At 42.6% G+C, this 16,149-nt stretch carries 15 protein-coding genes; 8 read left to right on the top strand and 7 right to left on the bottom strand.

What is annotated here, in order from left to right; all coding sequences use genetic code 11:
- Positions 1–68: 68 nt before the first annotated feature.
- Positions 69–2,297 carry a DEAD/DEAH box helicase gene (locus KEJ24_03585; protein MBS7646901.1) on the bottom strand — a complete coding sequence of 743 codons (2,229 nt, stop codon included), beginning with the start codon at positions 2,295–2,297 and terminating at the stop codon, positions 69–71.
- A 189-nt stretch (positions 2,298–2,486) separates the two neighbouring features.
- Between KEJ24_03585 and KEJ24_03580 the strand changes: the two genes are divergently transcribed.
- From KEJ24_03580 to KEJ24_03560, 5 genes are all read left to right on the top strand, one after another.
- On the top strand, positions 2,487–3,209 hold the full coding sequence (locus tag KEJ24_03580; protein ID MBS7646900.1) for a sulfite exporter TauE/SafE family protein: 723 nt from the start codon (positions 2,487–2,489) through the stop codon (positions 3,207–3,209).
- A gap of 221 nt (positions 3,210–3,430) precedes the next feature.
- Positions 3,431–4,654: a cysteine desulfurase gene (locus KEJ24_03575; GenBank protein ID MBS7646899.1), complete on the top strand. Its 1,224-nt coding sequence runs from the start codon at positions 3,431–3,433 to the stop codon at positions 4,652–4,654.
- Between the two features lie 2 nt (positions 4,655–4,656).
- On the top strand, positions 4,657–5,160 hold the full coding sequence (locus KEJ24_03570; GenBank protein ID MBS7646898.1) for an iron-sulfur cluster assembly scaffold protein: 504 nt from the start codon (positions 4,657–4,659) through the stop codon (positions 5,158–5,160).
- 1 nt (position 5,161) lies between these two features.
- Positions 5,162–6,400 carry a cysteine desulfurase gene (locus KEJ24_03565; GenBank protein MBS7646897.1) on the top strand — a complete coding sequence of 413 codons (1,239 nt, stop codon included), beginning with the start codon at positions 5,162–5,164 and terminating at the stop codon, positions 6,398–6,400.
- The gene (locus KEJ24_03560) at positions 6,397–6,675 is read left to right on the top strand and encodes a hypothetical protein (GenBank protein ID MBS7646896.1); all 279 of its coding nucleotides are present in this window, start codon (positions 6,397–6,399) and stop codon (positions 6,673–6,675) included. Before KEJ24_03565 ends, KEJ24_03560 begins: the two co-directional genes overlap by 4 nt.
- Positions 6,676–6,749: 74 nt before the next feature.
- On the opposite strand, the gene KEJ24_03555 is transcribed toward KEJ24_03560, so the two are convergent.
- The 3 genes from KEJ24_03555 to KEJ24_03545 form a co-directional block, all read right to left on the bottom strand.
- Positions 6,750–7,283: a hypothetical protein gene (locus KEJ24_03555; protein ID MBS7646895.1), complete on the bottom strand. Its 534-nt coding sequence runs from the start codon at positions 7,281–7,283 to the stop codon at positions 6,750–6,752.
- 34 nt (positions 7,284–7,317) lie between these two features.
- Complete coding sequence (locus tag KEJ24_03550; GenBank protein MBS7646894.1) at positions 7,318–7,971, bottom strand: hypothetical protein; 654 nt, start codon at positions 7,969–7,971, stop codon at positions 7,318–7,320.
- A gap of 66 nt (positions 7,972–8,037) precedes the next feature.
- A complete protein-coding gene (locus tag KEJ24_03545) occupies positions 8,038–8,544 on the bottom strand; it encodes a hypothetical protein (GenBank protein MBS7646893.1) in 507 nt (168 codons plus the stop codon).
- Positions 8,545–8,702: 158 nt separating this feature from the next.
- Between KEJ24_03545 and KEJ24_03540 the strand changes: the two genes are divergently transcribed.
- Positions 8,703–9,575, top strand: a complete 873-nt coding sequence (locus KEJ24_03540; GenBank protein ID MBS7646892.1) for a TrmB family transcriptional regulator — start codon at positions 8,703–8,705, stop codon at positions 9,573–9,575.
- A gap of 6 nt (positions 9,576–9,581) precedes the next feature.
- On the opposite strand, the gene KEJ24_03535 is transcribed toward KEJ24_03540, so the two are convergent.
- Complete coding sequence (locus KEJ24_03535; protein ID MBS7646891.1) at positions 9,582–11,069, bottom strand: hypothetical protein; 1,488 nt, start codon at positions 11,067–11,069, stop codon at positions 9,582–9,584.
- A gap of 115 nt (positions 11,070–11,184) precedes the next feature.
- Here KEJ24_03535 and KEJ24_03530 point away from each other — a divergent pair, with 115 nt between their 5' ends.
- The gene (locus KEJ24_03530; protein MBS7646890.1) at positions 11,185–12,144 is read left to right on the top strand and encodes a polysaccharide biosynthesis protein; all 960 of its coding nucleotides are present in this window, start codon (positions 11,185–11,187) and stop codon (positions 12,142–12,144) included.
- A 44-nt stretch (positions 12,145–12,188) separates the two neighbouring features.
- Here KEJ24_03530 and KEJ24_03525 read toward each other — a convergent pair whose 3' ends face one another.
- Both KEJ24_03525 and wecB read right to left on the bottom strand, forming a co-directional pair.
- Positions 12,189–13,286, bottom strand: coding sequence for a glycosyltransferase (locus KEJ24_03525; protein ID MBS7646889.1), 1,098 nt, complete (start codon positions 13,284–13,286; stop codon positions 12,189–12,191).
- A gap of 87 nt (positions 13,287–13,373) precedes the next feature.
- Positions 13,374–14,480 (bottom strand): UDP-N-acetylglucosamine 2-epimerase (non-hydrolyzing), encoded by a 1,107-nt coding sequence (gene wecB, locus KEJ24_03520; GenBank protein MBS7646888.1) that lies wholly within the window; start codon positions 14,478–14,480, stop codon positions 13,374–13,376.
- A gap of 117 nt (positions 14,481–14,597) precedes the next feature.
- Here wecB and KEJ24_03515 point away from each other — a divergent pair, with 117 nt between their 5' ends.
- Entirely contained in the window at positions 14,598–15,587 is a 990-nt protein-coding gene (locus tag KEJ24_03515; GenBank protein ID MBS7646887.1) for a glycosyltransferase family 4 protein, read from the top strand.
- Positions 15,588–16,149: the final 562 nt, after the last annotated feature.

The raw sequence follows: 16,149 nt of genomic DNA, 5'->3' as shown, positions 1-16,149 counted from the left end.
GCGAAGCGTCTTTCCCAGCATACAAAGTTTCTACAAAACTTTTATGTTTTTCGGATACTTGATCTAGGTTAGTACTCGGTTAGGGCTTTCTGCTTCCACTCTTCTTTTTCAAGCTTCTCCAAAGCTTCTTTTTTGATGAAGCCGCCCACCTGCTCCTTAATTTTCTTTGCCAACTTCGGCCCGATTAGCGGTAGATTCATCAAGTCTTCAATTTGAGCATGTTTCAAGTCCTCTATTGTTTTGTATCCAGCGTTGTATATTATGCGTCCACGCACTCTGCCCACGCCTCCTAGGCGGACTATTGGAAGAAGCTCCTTTTTCACGCCTTTTTCCACTCTTTCCATGAGTTCACTGGCTAGGGGCGGTATTTCCTTGTTGTTGAATAGAACTGCCAGCTCGTGGGTTGCGTAAAGCAGCCACTTGGCGCTTTCGATGGTTCGGTATAGATCGCCGGGCTGCACGCGGTACTTTTCAATTATTTCGTCTTCGCTGACTTCCTCAATCCAGGCCTTCAAAACCATGGCTGTTTTCACTTCGCCCAAGAACTGCTCGTAGGCTATGCGATCCTCCCATTCGTCTGGAACGGGCACCATAAACTCGTCCCAATGCTCTTCTAGGAAAACCGCAACAGTGTCAAGTTCGCTTGTGAATGGTCTGAGAATCGGCCCCATGTCGGGAGTGTGGCAGATCATGTGGAGGAGGCTTAATTCCGTCAGAAGTGGGGGTTTCTGCCGCAGGGCGTCGCGGATTATAACTGCCGAAATGGGGTCTATGTAGAGTTCACTTACGCGTTTGCCGAATCTTGTAGCGTAAATGTTGGCGCCGCTCACATCTATCATTTCCTCATCATAGAGGAACTTGAGGATTTTTGCAATCATTCCTTTAATGGCTGCCACATCATACTGGTAGGCGTAGAAGGTTTTGCCGAAAAACTCGTAAATGCCAGCCTCTGTGTGAGCGTAATCAGCAGCGATGGTAGCCAGCACGTGGCTGCGCAGAACACGCTCCACAGCAAGCTTAGACCATATGCGTTCGGGCTTGGCAAGCACGTAGCTTTCCATTAAGTAGTCGGCTTCGTCGGCTGTTCTAGCCACTATAACGGCTTCGCCTATCTTGTCATATTTTGGTCTGCCAGCCCGCCCGCACATCTGCTTATACTCTAAAACGCTAATGGGATAGTAGCCGTACCCCGGCTCATAACGCCTATAATCGTAGATGATGACTGTTCTGGCTGGAAGGTTCACGCCGAAAGCTAGGGTGGGTGTGGCGGTTAAAACCTTAATCTTGCCCTCACGAAACGCGTCTTCAATGATTTTTCTGTGCTCACCCCCTAAACCAGCATGGTGAAAGGCGACGCCTCGCTTAACCAGCTCAGCCAATAGCTCGCTTATCCTTGTTTTTTCGCCGGCGCCCAAAATTCGCTCAGCTTCGCGTTCTAAAGCCCTTTTAGCCGGCTTCGAAAGCACCTCTTCTATCTTTTTGGCTGTCTTCTTCGCCAAAGCCACGGCGCTTTTCCGAGTAGCCGCAAAAATTAAGGCTTGTCCGCCAGTTTTCACCGTGTGCAGAGCCAAGTTGATGGCTGGATTTTTGACCTCCTTCTCTATTTTTCTGGCGTCGCCTTCTTTGAACTGAATTTCATTGTGAAGCAGGACGCCCTCCTTTAGCGTTATGGGACGCCATTCAGTGGTTATGCAGCCAGCCCTAATCCAGCCTGCAACCTCCTCCACGTTGTTTATGGTGGCGCTCAGAGCCAATATCTGGATGTCTGGATTTGTCTGCATAAGCCTCGCCAAAACCACCTCCAAGGTTGGACCGCGGTCCACCTCGTTGAGCAGGTGCACTTCATCCGCTACTACGAGGCTGACGTCGTCAAGCCATTTGGCTTTATGCCTCAAAAGCGAGTCCACTTTCTCATTGGTGGCGACAATAATATCGTAATGCTCAAGCCACGGGTCAGAACCATCATAATCACCCGTAGAAATTCCCACGCTTACCCGTTTACCATCTGGCTTAATTATGACTGAATATTTCCTAAATTCCTCATACTTCTCGCTGGCTAAAGCCCTTAAAGGCGACAGGTAGAGGACTTTACCATTCTTTTCCAAGACATGTTTAAGCGCGCAAAGTTCCGCAACCAAAGTCTTGCCAGAAGCTGTTGGACTAGCCAAGACAAGGTTATGCCCATCCAAAGCCCCAGCCTTAATAGCTTCTTCTTGGGGCGGATATAGCTCGACAATCCCGCCTTTAATAAGAATCTCCTTGACAGACTCGGGAATCGGTAGATCAACAATTTTCACTTGGACGCCCTTTTATGTTCCTACTGCATAATAAAGAGTGCCATCAATTTAAAACATTACGTAGGTTTAAAATCATGAAGTGCGAAGCGATTATTAAGGAGAAGCCAAACCAAATGTTGGGATGTAAACGGTTGGAATGCTAATGATCAACCTGCTCCTATTCTTAGCTGGGTTGCTGGTGGCCACCATTTGCAGTTTAGTTGGTCTCGGTGGGGGATTCTCATAGTCCCCATACTTGTTTTGGGTTTCGGCCTCAAAACACAGCACGCTATCGGAGTCAGTTTATTAATGATGACGTTTACAACAATTTCTGCAGCAATAGCATATGCTAGGCAAAGGAAAATTAATTATAAAGTGGGAGTTTTGCTTGACGTATTTGACGTCCCTGGCGCTGTTCTAGGAGCTTTCATCACAACGCTCTTATCTTCCAACATCCTTGCAAGCTTATTTGGCTGTTTGCTTATGATAATTTCAATTCGCATTCTCAAAACGAAGAATGAGAAAGGTGGCGAAATCGAATGTGGAGACTTTATTTTATCTAGGCGGACAATTTGTCTCTGTCTTTTAGCAAGCTTCGTCAGCGGCTTCGTTGCTGGGCTGTTCGGCGCTGGCGGCGGCACAGTGGATATGATAGTAATGGTTTTAGTTCTGGGCATGTCGCCATACATAGCTGCGGGTACAAGCGAGTTTGGGATGGCCCTCACGAACACGGCTGCTCTTATACCTCACATTTTTCTTGGAAACGTTGCCCTACAGTGGGCTGCACCAGTAACTATTGGGGCCGTCATAGGCGCTCAGCTTGGACCAGCCATTTCAAGGCGGATAAAAGTTACAACTTTAAGGAGGATCCTTGGCTTAGTCCTTTTTGTCGTTGGGATAAGAATGCTGGCAACATTGTATATTGGAGTTTAAACTTGATTGATGGGCTATCTTGTAGACTGTGAAAAACTAAGGGAAGAGTCGCTATTTTGCTTCGTAAACGCCAAAAATATATGGAGAGGAGGGAAGCTAGGTATTGTTTTATAGCAACTGCAAATTATTGACCTTTTGGATGCAGTTTCACATTTTCAAATAGCTTTTTCTATAAGCTTAAACCTATTATGAAGTGACAAGTATAAGCGGATCTGAAGGTTATGATGGAAAACGTTCGTGAACTTCTTAAAGCCCATGAAGGGCTAAAACATGAAGTTTACTTAGACATTGAGAACTCAAGCTTTGTTCATCCAGAAGTCGTTGAGGTTATGCTTCCATATTTTAATAAACGTGCTATTGGCAACCCAACGCTTACCCACAAGCCGGGATGGGAAGCCTACGAGGCAATAATGGAATCTGCCCAAAAAATTGCTAGCTATTTAGGATGTAGAAGCATTGAAGAAGTCAATTTCACACCAGGTGAAACTGAAGCTAACAACCTCGCTTTGCTTGGCGCAGCTTCTCAGATGCGGATGAAGGGTGCGAAAATCGTGATCTCCGAGATTGAGCCATTAAGTGTGATACACGTGGCCGAAATGATGGCCCAACAAGGATTCTTAGTAGTAAAAATTCCAGTAAACAGCGAAGGCTTCGTAAACCTTGAAAAACTTAAGGAGGCGGTTAACGGCGAAACAGTTCTCGCAAGCTTCTCGGCAGTAAACCATGAAATTGGAACAATACAGCCCATAAAAGAGATAGTTGAAATCATAAAGGACAAAAACCCAAACGCTCTTGTCCACGTAGATGCATCAGATGCTTATGGCAAAATTCCTTTTAACGTGCAAAAGCTGAATGTGGACATGGCAACAATAAGCAGCTACAAGATACTGGGGCCACGCGGGATTGGCGCTCTATACGTAAAGGAAGGCGTAAATATCCAAAGAATATTGGAGGGGCAAATAGGCACTCAGAAACTTTGGCCCGGCGTTGAAAACACGCCGCTGATTGTTGGTTTTGCAAAGGCGTCTGAGTTAGCCTTCAAGAACTTTGAGGATAATGTTAGCTACATGCGGAAACTCCGCGACAAACTCATTGAAGGCGTAATGGGTAAAATACCGGACGTGCGACTTAACGGTCCAAGAGGTGAGAAAAGGGCACCTGACAACGTTAACATAAGTTTTCTACGCTGTGAAGGCGAAGCTCTAACCATTGAGTTAAGCCTAAACGGTGTATATGTTTCAAGTGGAAGCGCCTGCACAAGACGTTTGCTCCAGCCGAGTCACGTGCTGGTTGCCATAGGCAGAAAATTCGAAGAGGCCCACGGGAGCATCCTCATGAAAGTTACACGAGTCCATACAGAGGCGGATATAGATTACGTGTTGAAGGTTTTGCCCAGAGCCGTTGAAAGGCTTAGGGGAATAACAGGTTCAACGGTGGTGGAGTAGCCTTGTCACGTGTACCTTTACCCTACAGCCAAAAAATCTTGGAACTCTTCAGGAACCCAAAGAATTTAGGGAAAATGGAGGACGCTACGGTTTCAGCGGTGGCTGGAAACCCACAATGTGGAGACATGATAACCTTCTATTTGAAGATTAACGAGCAAGATACCATTGAAAAGGCAACCTTTGAAAGTTACGGATGCGCCGCCAACATTGCCACATCAAGCATTGTAACTGAGAAAATTAAGGGAATGAAACTTGAAGACGCCTGGAAAATCTCGTGGAAAAGTATAGCTGAAGAGGTGGGTGGGCTGCCAGCTGTTAAATTTCACTGCGGGATATTGGCTGTCGGAGCTTTGAGACGCGCCATCCGCGCCTATTACAAAATGAGACAGCAAACTCCAGAATGGTTGCCGGGAGAGTTAACTTTCGAAGAAAAACAGGCATTAGAGGAGGAGGAGCTGGCAAAAATCCTCTCGAAAAAAATGAAGATGGCTGAAGAAGGCGCTTAAAATGTTTGACCCCTACAAGGTTAGGGAAGACTTTCCCATATTGAAACGAAAAATAAACAATTATCCACTCATATACTTTGACAACGCGGCGACATCTCAAAAGCCAAAGCAAGTTATCGAAGCCATGAAAGAGTTTTACGAAAAACAAAACGCCAACGTCCACCGTGCTGTGCACACATTATCGCTGGAAGCCACAGAACTCTATGAGGAAGCCCACGAAGAAGTTGCCGAATTCATAGGCGCCAAAGACATGGAAGAAATAATCTTTGTCAGAGGCACAACGGAGGCTATAAACCTTGTCGCCTATTCGTGGGGGCTTCGCAACCTCAAACGGGAAGATGAAGTCCTTGTAACCCTCATGGAACACCACAGCAACATGGTTCCATGGGAGATCCTTTCAAAAATAAGAGGCTTCAAGCTCAAGTATGCAGACGTCAACCCAGACGGCACACTAAAGTATGAATCCCTAAAGGAAATGTTAACGCCTAAGGTAAAGCTTGTCTGCATAACCCATGTTTCAAACGTGACGGGCGTCATAAACGACGTGCAAACTATAGCAAAACTAGCCCACGAAAATGGTGCTCTAGTGCTTGTGGATGGTGCTCAATCAGTGCCTCATATACCCGTAAACGTTCGGGAGTTAGACTGCGACTTCTTAGCTTTTTCTGGGCATAAGATGCTTGGGCCGACAGGAATAGGCGTATTGTACGGCAAACGGGAAATTCTTGAAAAAATGGAGCCTTTTCACGGCGGCGGCGAAATGATTAGGGAAGTTTCCTTCAATCCCGAAACTCAGCGATGCAAAATTTCATGGAACGAACTACCGTGGAAGTTTGAAGCTGGAACCCCAGATGTCTGCGGGGCTGTTGGTTTAACGGCTGCAATAAAATATTTGAGGACTCTTGGAATGGAAAATGTAAAAGCCTACGAGTGCGACTTAACCGAATACGCCATGAAACGCTTAGGAGAATGCTCAAAAGTCATGGTTTACGGCCCAAAGGATAGGGCGCTGAAATGTGGAATAATACCATTCAACGTTGAGGGATTCAACTCCCACGACGTGGCTCTACTCCTTGACAGCTATGGCATAATGGTGAGGAGCGGTTTCCACTGTGCTCAACCGCTTCACCAAAGACTTAACATTTCATCATCTACAAGAGCCAGTTTCTATATTTACAACACGCTGGAAGAAATAGATCGATTCATTGAAGCTCTAAAGGAGATTGAAAAAGCTCTATGACTACAAGCACAGGTCTGGGAGAATACATAGCTAGGATTGAGGAGGCTTGTGGCGAGGAAAAAGACGTTATAGTTCACTTCAAATATGAGAAAAAAAACGAGGCAATAGCAAAAATGCTTAAAAAAGCAAAAGTAGAGAGGACCGCTGCTGGAATAATCTTCGACCTAACATATAAGGACTTTTCCATACGCCTCTACAACACTGGAAAAGCGATCTTCAGAAAAGTGAGAGAAAAAAGCCAAGTACAAGAAGCTCTAGTTGAGCTTTTGTTGTAGGTTTGTAGACAACAAAACAACCATAAAGAAAAGCTTTCAAGAAAGGGCTCAGAACTCAATGCCGCCAAGTTACCTTATATTTGCTTCACGACGGAGAAGTCAGCTACAAACTTGAACTTTTCCTCGTTCTCTAAAGTTTTCTTTGGTTTGATGGCTATTTTCTCCGGGACGCCGTTTTGAATGTAGGTTACGTAAACAACGTTTTTGCCAAATCCGTAACGTTCCAGCTCTGTTAAAGAGTTTTTAGCCTTCTCCAACTTGTTAATTTTGTTTTTTAACTCTTCAACAGCCTCAAAGATTATTTCTATTTCGCCAAACTCATCTGCGCAGAGCATTAAATCCTTGAATTCAACCCATTCCGATGAGTATGAAGGTTTTTCCTCTTTTTTCCCACTTCTGCTACTTCCGGATTTCAAAATTTTCTGCAGCTCTGAGACTTTTTTAGCCCATTCAGGATTCTTTGATGATTCTGGATTTCTTAACAATGTGCCTAGCCATTGGCTGTAGTCCTCCAACAACGCTTTATACTGGCTTATTTCAGCTTCAACAGTTTCCCTGATTTCTCTGATCGAAGAGAACGTTCGAATCTCTGTAGCAAGGCTGTTCAATCTTAGCGGTACCCCCTTTGTAAATTAACCAGAACTAGTTTTCGGCATTTAATGTGCTCTTAACAACGTCCACAGACTCCCTATCAGCTTCCTCAGTAACTTGGTTTCCAACTATCGCTTTTACAACGTTCTTTAATTCCTTCTTTATCTTTACAAAAAAGTTGATGCGAGCGCTTATCCTTTTCCTGTGTAACATTAAAACCTCAGCTAGCTCAGGCATTATCACCAATAAAATTGCTAAAACTATCTCCGGAGGGTATTCCGCCAAAAAAGCAGAACGCGTCTCACCCTTATCGTAAACTAGTATTAGACAGCATTCTTCATTTAAAATCACCTTCTTTACCTTACCCTTTACCGGAATTTCCCGCGGTGGAATATAAAACGAAACTCTCAATTTCTTCAAAACTTGCTTGAGAGAGTCGCATAACTCTTTTATTAACTTGTTTTCCTCCGTTAAAAACTCGCTGAGTTGTAATGTTTCCTCATTTATATTCTTTAAAAGCTCCTGAAGTTTTTGTTCAAACCCCGCTCTATTATTTTCAAACTCCTCGGGACTTGAAGTTTCATCTCCGCCAGAAACTCCCGATGAATGGAGAAAGTAAACAGTCTCTGCAGTCTCTTCCTGAACATTTTTTCCACTCGCCCAAAATTCAGCATTTTCATCTCTCTTTATATCTTTATTTTCCACATCAGACACCAACTTACAAAGCTAGCCTAGTCACATATTGAAAAGCATCTTAATGAGATAATAGAGTTAGTATGTGGCACATTGATACGCACTGAAACGCCTGCCACAAAAAAGGCGTGGGGGCCTTATAAAAACAAATACACCAAAGAGATATAACGCTGCGCCTGGACCTTGCCTTAAAAGGCTAGGGGCAGTCCAAAACCAGCTTGCCCCTCCGTCAAAATGTAGTCCTGCGATAAACCATGCGAAAACAAAATCCACAAAAGATTCTGCAACAACAGCTATCCGAGAAGGAAGTCGAACAACGTTAGAATCAAGCGTCAACAGTATGTAGACGGAAAAATTGGCTGACAGAACGAAAAGCGTCAAACCTGCATGAATGCCGAGGTTCTCCATGAAGAACCTAGCATAAATGTTAGCTTCCTCCCAAGGCGTGTGACAAAAAACCAGCGTTGAAAAGTAGTCGAATAAGATAAAGGAAAAAATCAGAATGATTCGCCTCAGCCAGTGATTTTTCTCAGGAATAAGAAAAGTTCTCAGCCTCAAAGATAAACCCAAACTCTTGATACGCAACCTCCTTTCCCCTCTTCTGGGCATTTTATTTTCAAGAGTAGTTGGCTTTAAGTTTTAGCAACATGTATTTCTAATTCATATTTTGAATTCAGAAGTATAAAATATAGTGACAACTGAATCGAGTTTCGGCTTCGAATCAGAACAATGTAGGGATTTAAATGGAGTTATCTATCGAAAAGCCTGAAAGCATAGTGAAACTTTACGATGAAAACAGCGGGTTATGGCGTTTTGTAAAAGCAGACAAGGGGCTGGTAAAATCTATAGAAGTGATAGAGAAAGCCCTTCGTGGGTTAGGATTATCAAAAAACGAAGTTAAAGTTTACATTTACCTGGCAAGAACTGGTGAGCATAAGGCAAGCGATATTTCTGAGGCGTTATCTCTGCATAGAACAGAAACTTACCGAATATTACGGGATCTAGAGAAAAAGGGGTTAGTTTCTTCAGTTTTTGAAAAACCTTTAAAATTCATTGCGACACCTTTCGAAAAAGCGTTAGACATACTCATAGAAACTAAAAGGATGAAACTTAGCCTCCTTGAAAAAAAGAGGCAAAGCCTTATTGATATTTGGCTTTCACTACCAAGACCAGAGATAGAAGCTGACAGGAAAGAAGTCTTCCAAATATTGGAAGGTGAAGAGCAAATAAGCTTGAAGGCAGATGAAATCCTCGACAAGGCTATAAAGGAAATCCTTGCATTCATTTCAGAAAACGACATTGCAAACTTCTACCATTCAGGATTCTTGGACAGGTTGGAAAAGACATCCAAAAAAGGCGCAAACGTGCAACTTCTCACAAATTACTCGCCAAAAACATGCTTCTTTCTGGAAAGAACCAAGTTAAAGAAAGCGAAATACTCAAGGCTAAACGCTGAAGAAATACCAACCTTCATAATAGCGGACAACGAACAGTTACTACTGTTAATCCGAAAAGGAAACGGCAAAAAAAGAACAGCAGCCCTATGGACAAACTACGACGCGTTCATAAAAACCCTAAAAGCCCTTTTCAGTGAACTATGGAGTAACAACGAGTAACCCCTACTATTCGAACTTTGTCTTTACTTCCAGCCAAGCTGACTTGACAAGAACTCTTGCATTTTCATCTATAACCATGAGCAAAGCGAAATAAAAAATGCCAGCCAACACGGTTATGCCAAGAGCTTGATACACCCTTGTTAAAGATAACCTTAAGCATAGCCAATGGAGAAGGCAACCCATAACTACCGAAGCTAAAACATACTTTGCAATGCTCTTCCAAGGAATAACCATCTTAATCATTCTACGAACCATAATGTACAGTATAAGAAACATGGTAAACCGTGCTACAGAATTTATCAAAGCCACCGCAAAAGCCGACGTTACAGGCTGGTTTAAAGTGAAATTAGTCAACACAAAATACGTTGAGGGTATAGTTATGGCCGAGTGAAAATACGGTAATGAGAAAGCTATAAACATGCGGCTTTTTAAAAGTTCTTTAAAGGATATTTTTGCTCCTTCATCAACTCTCTCAAACCCGTAAAGAACAAAGCCGTAAAGTGTAGATACTGTTGCAACTAAAGCATCTATAGCCAAGACGACTAAAACATGCCACGCGCTGGCGTACTCACGTTCAAGGATTGAAAGATATAGTCCGGGCGCGGCAAGAGCACCAATAGTCATGGGAATTGCAAACATCAAAACCGTTTTAAAAGAGGTTGTAACGTCTTCACTTTTACCTTCAGCCAAAAGTTTTGGGTATAAAGCAAACGCCAAAGCGGTTGAATATGTTACAATGTTTGCTATCAAGGAGGCGGCGCCGTAATAGCCTCGAGCCCCCTCTCCGCCGTAGGCGAATAGTAGGATGAAAACGAAGGCGGCTATTTGATTTCCTAAGACATTATAGAGATTTGCAATTGATCCTTTTACCCACTCCTTCACATATGCCCATTCAATTTTCTGTTTAAAGTCTTCAGCCAAAAGTTTTAGGTAATAAATTAGCTGAGCAGCTATAGCCGTTATTATGCTAATTATAGCACCTTCTAAAGGCTTTTGTAATCTCATGATGAGGATATATCCCAAAGATACTTTGATTATTTCAGCGATAACCGCTCCGTACCCCAAGACTTGTGGCTTCCTAGCTCTAAGACACGCCTCGATCACATTTAACATATAAAATTCTACCACTTGAAGAGCGGCAAGCAGATAAAGGCTGGTATACTGGTGAACACCTATGGCTGAAGTTATCAGCGGGACAGAAACCAAATAAATAATGGTCGCCACTAACGAGATAGTCAAATTTGCTAGAACACCTGTTTTCACAGCCCCCTCCTCAGATCTCGCCACAAAACGTACAACCCAAAATGGTATAACCCCGGCAAGAACCAGAAAATAGCCTAGCACATCATTTATGTTGAACCATATGCCATATTCCACTGTAGAGGTGTAACGAGCTATCATATACTGGAAAATAAAACCAGTGGCCACGCTGAACATTTTTGCTGAAAAAATTACGAAACCTGAATACTGAAGCCTTATTGGGTTTTCTCTCAAACACCAGCACCAAACGATGCGAGTCCGATTTTAGAGTCTAAAAACAATTACTTTTTTAAAACACTTGCTGTCCATAATTGTACCGCGGAAGACCCCCTAAAAGAGGAGCAATGAATTGCCAACCAAAAACGTATTAATTCTTGCTGGTGGTGGAGGACATACCGCCTACGGCTACGCCTTAGCCCAGAGGCTCTGTGGAAAAGTGAACTTATACTTTCTCGTCCCTAAAGGAGACAAATTAAGCTATGAAAGACTCGAAAAGTTCGGCTCCGTTGATTTCCTTTTAAAACCTAGGGAACCAAAAACGCCAACAAAAGAGTTTTTGCCGAAACTTGCCAAGGCCTTCGCTGAAGCCTTCAAAAAAGTTCCAAGTAAATTCGACGTCGTCGTAAGCACGGGCAGCAACTTTTGCATACCACCTTGCCTATTCGCGTGGATGAAAAATATACCCGTGGTTAACATAGAAAGCTCAGTGCGCTTTACAAAAGCCTCCAAAAGCGCCCTCCTCCTGCAACCTCTCTCAACTGTAACGGTGCTTCAATGGGAGGAACAGAAAAAACTGCTAAAAAAAGGAATAGTTTTTGGTCCACTGATTCCAAAACCCGAGATTCAACCATGGAACGGAGGATACATCCTTGTAACGGGAGGCACTCATGGACATAAACAACTTTTTGACGTGATCTCAAAAAGCAAGCTGAAAAATGTAGTGCTACAAACAGGTAGGGTTGATCCGGAACCATACAGAAAACGCCATCCAGAATGGAAAATCTTGGAACATACGGCGAAATTCTATGAACTTATTGCAGGTGCAGAGACTGTGGTCACGCATTTCGGCGCAACAATTTTAGAAGCACTCATCTACAGAAAACCAATAGTCGTTGTTCCGAATCTCGAATGGACAAGAACCGCTGGAGTTGAAGATGCAAAACACTACGTGAATAAAGTGAACGCTGTGCTAGTTTCAGAAATCACTTTAGAAAGCATATTAAACGCCATAGAAAGGGCAAAAGAAACCAAGCCACCAACCTTGCCAGACGGAGCAGACAACCTTGCAAACTTTATTCTAAACCTTTGAAGAAATAAAAATGATCATATTTGACAGTGCAAAACATTGTAACATTAGATTTTTGGGCGTCTAGACAATGTATTGTTGACTATTTCTACAACTTTTTGGGCAAGCCTCCGCCTGTCAAAGTTCATTGCAAGCTCTCTGGCTTTTGACATATACTTCTCATGCTCAGCAACCAGCTTAACTAGTTCCCTTGAAAGAATTTGAGGGTTAGGCTCAGCTACATATGCGCCTATGGTGTTTCTTTTAATAAATTCTTCTAACGCTGAATTTTTAGGGCCATACCCCACTATTGGAAGGCCAGCTGCCAAATAGTCATAGGTTTTAACTGGAATAGCGTATAAATATCCAACATTGCTGATGAAGGGGCGGCCCACAACTCCTACTTTTGCCATGCAGAGGTAGGAAGAGAGGTCTTCGTATGGAACCCAACCTGCAAAGGAGACATTATCAGTGATTTGGAGATTTTGCACCTCTCTTTGCATTGCGGCCAAATGCTTGCCACCACCGATGACAACGAGGCGGAGTTTACTGTTTTTCAGTGCGGAAAATAGAAATTCTATGTTATGATAAGGGTGATTTAAATCCGCCAAGTACACAAGGTCTTCTTTTCGTTTGGCTGTGTTATCACACTTGATTGTGCCAACGTCCGTGCCGTTGCTGATTACGGTGACCTTATCGCTGTTGCCGAGAACGTTCTCATAGTATCGTTTCATTGGTTCTGTTACGACGAGAATTTTCGACGCGTATTTTAGCGCCTTGTAGTATTCTGCAACTATTCTTTTTACCACGCCTAGGCTATGCATTAGGGAGTGAGCCGTTTTTGCGTATTCCTCCCATATATCTCTCACGTCGACTATCAGCGGCAGTCCCTGTTTTTTGGCGATTTTATAGCTTAATATAGCGTTCAACAAGGTTGGCGAAGTTGTTATTATCAAATTCGCCGTCTTCGCAGCTTCAATCAAGTTTTTAGGCGGAGACCTGAAAAAATAACTTAGATATTTTTTGAAGCCGCTCAAGCCAATCTCAAAGTTAACGACTTCGTAGCCGTTAGCCTCGAGAGCTTGTCTGAAGTACTTGATCCTTACATTGCTTGCGGATGTTTTCTCGCCTTTCGTGGACACAAACAGCACTGTTTTTCTCGCCATTCTCGTCCCTGTAAGTGTTAGTGTAAAGTCTCAGCGAAAAACCTTAATAAAATATTCCCAATTTTGTGAAGGGCTTGATGGTTTATTTTAGCCTATACCATAAGATTTAATGGTTTCCAGTATTCTTTGAGAAGCCTTTCCGTCTCCAAAAGGGTTAGGCAGCTTTTGAATTTTTTCACGGGTTTCCCTTTTCGCTATTAGCTTTGTCGCCGTGTGCACTATTTTTTGCGTGTCTGCGCCCATTAAGTAGTTGGCTCCCAGTTCCACCGTTTCCGGCCATTCTGTTGTTTCTCGTAATGTTATGCACGGTGTTTTTAGCCAGAAGGCCTCTTTCTGCATTCCACCGGAATCCGTCAAGACTAGCGCTGCGTTTTTTATCAGCTTTATTGTTTCATGATATCCTATGGGCTTGATAATTTTGATGTGGCTTTGCCCTTGAATATTATTGTAGAGCTTCAATTTTCTGAGTTGTTTTTGGGTTCTCGGGTGGACTGGAAAAACTATAGTTAATTGGTTAAGCTGGATTATGGCTTTCATTATGTTCTCTAACTTTTGAGGATTGTCCACGTTTTCCGGTCTGTGCGTTGTTAATAAAGCATAGGCGTTAGGCTCTAGGTTTAACTGCTCTAAAATTGGGTTTTTCTCCGCTTTTGGAAGTTGCTGAACCAATACATCATACATTGTGTCGCCTGCTTGGTGAATTTTCGCCTTTTCTATACCCTCATTGATGAGGTTTTTTGTGCAGTTTTCTGTTGGAGTGAACAGAATCGTGGAGCAATGGTCTGTTAGGCGTCTGTTTACTTCTTCTGGCATGCGCATGTCGTAGCTTCTTGCGCCTGCTTCGATGTGGGCTATTGGAATATGAAGTTTTACAGCTGTTAGTGCTCCAGCAAGTGTTGAATTTGTGTCGCCTGGAACTATAACCATGTCTGGTTTCTGTTTTTGCAAAACTTTTTCTAGGCGGAGCATCACTTTCGCTGTTTGCTGCGCATGTGTTCCACTTCCAACGTTCAAGTTCACTATCGGGTCTGGCAGTTTCAGTTCTTCGAAAAAGATTTTCGTCATCTCATAGTCATAATGCTGACCCGTGTGAATTATGTCTAAGCGGATTTGTTTATCGTTGCTTGCTAAATGGATTAAAGGCGCGGACTTAACGATTTGGGGGCGAGCGCCAAGAACCAAGGTTACGTTCAAACGCTTTTCCACCAGCATTAGCTTGAATTCTTAGTTTTGGATAACAGTTATTTAACTAATATGTTTCACCTTTGTTTCTGGTTGGCAAAAGCCATGCACAAACACAGCGGAAAGAAAATCAGGATTTTATTTGTCTACTACCAGTTATCCAGTTTTGTGCGCAATGATCTGGAGTTTCTCAGGAAATACTTTGACGTAAAAGAGTTAGAGATACCAACTTTTAGAAATTCATTGAATGTACTTAAAATGTTTTTATGGACTACCCGCGTCGATTTGGTTTACACATGGTTCGCCGGCACAAACGCCCTTTTCGCAGTGTTATTTTCAAAACTTTTAAGGAAAAAATCAATGGTGGTTGTAGGCGGCTACGAGGTGGCTTATGTTCCAGAAATTGGTTATGGATCTTTGCTTTCGCCGTTTGAACGTGTTAAAGTGAAGTTTGTTTTGAGACATGCCAGCATGGTTTTACCCGTTTCTGAGTCAACGGCCAGAGAAATGTTGAGGATTGCCAAACCGGAAAAATTTGAGGTTGTGTATAACGGTGTTGACGTTGACAGATTTAAGCCTCTTGGCAAAAAAGAAGACTTAGTCATAACAGTCGCGAAAGTTACTGAATTAACTATAAAGAAGAAGGGCTTAGAGTGTTTCGTAAAAACAGCGGCACTTCTTCCTGAAATTAGATTTGTCTTGATCGGAAAATACGATGACTCAATTAAACGTCTGAAGGAAATTGCCGGTCCCAACGTGGTTTTTACAGGTTATGCTTCAAGCGAAACACTATTAGAGTATTACAGAAAAGCGAAGGTCTATTGCCAACTGTCAGCTCAAGAAAGCTTTAGTGTGGCTTTGGCTGAAGCTATGGCGTGCGGGTGTGTCCCAGTTGTTACAAAGCGGTATGCTCTTCCAGAGGTCGTTGGAGACACGGGCTTTTATGTGCCCTATAATGACCCCGAAGCGACAGCAGAAGCTATCAAAAAAGCATTAAAATCAGAAGATAAAGGCGGAAAAGCGCGAGAAAGAATACAGAGAAAGTTCTCAATAAAAACTAGAGAGTGTAGACTTGTTAATGAAATTGTTAAAATTATAGATAAAAACTATAAATTATAAGATAACAAGATAACTAAATGGTCCACAAGAATCGCTTGTAAAATGCCAAAGCAAAATTGTTAAGTGTTGTAAAATATTTTTAACAGTCCCTTGCTTTTTTAGGGTACATTTTAGGAATTATGCATCCTTGCGCCCCTGAAGCGTTTGGATGTTTCTCAAAAATCTCTAATATCTTCTCTACTATATAATCTGGATAAAGTAAAACATCACTATCCAAAAGGAGTAATTATTTCGCCTTTAACCATACTTACTCCAATGTTGCGTGCAATTGTAAGTGAAGGTCTCTTATAATCTTAACAAAATATCAAACTGCAGACGACTAAGTGGTTCACACATGGCTTTTAGGCGGATGGTCTTTATCTTTAGTGAATTCAGATTTTCGTCAAATCTCTTAAAATATTTATATTTGGAAGACTTGCTATTCACCTATCCAATTGAGAAAAAATATCCAAACACTCTTTATATAACCCCTTATGCAAAGTGCATACATAAAGTAAGCGTGGAAGGACGAATAGAAGCTTCATTTTTAGAGCGTCCTTATTTTACGTATATGTAGAAAATA

The organism is Candidatus Bathyarchaeota archaeon (assembly GCA_018396705.1).
Taxonomy (GTDB): domain Archaea; phylum Thermoproteota; class Bathyarchaeia; order Bathyarchaeales; family Bathycorpusculaceae; genus DRVP01.
This window is presented reverse-complemented; position numbering and strand designations above follow the sequence as displayed.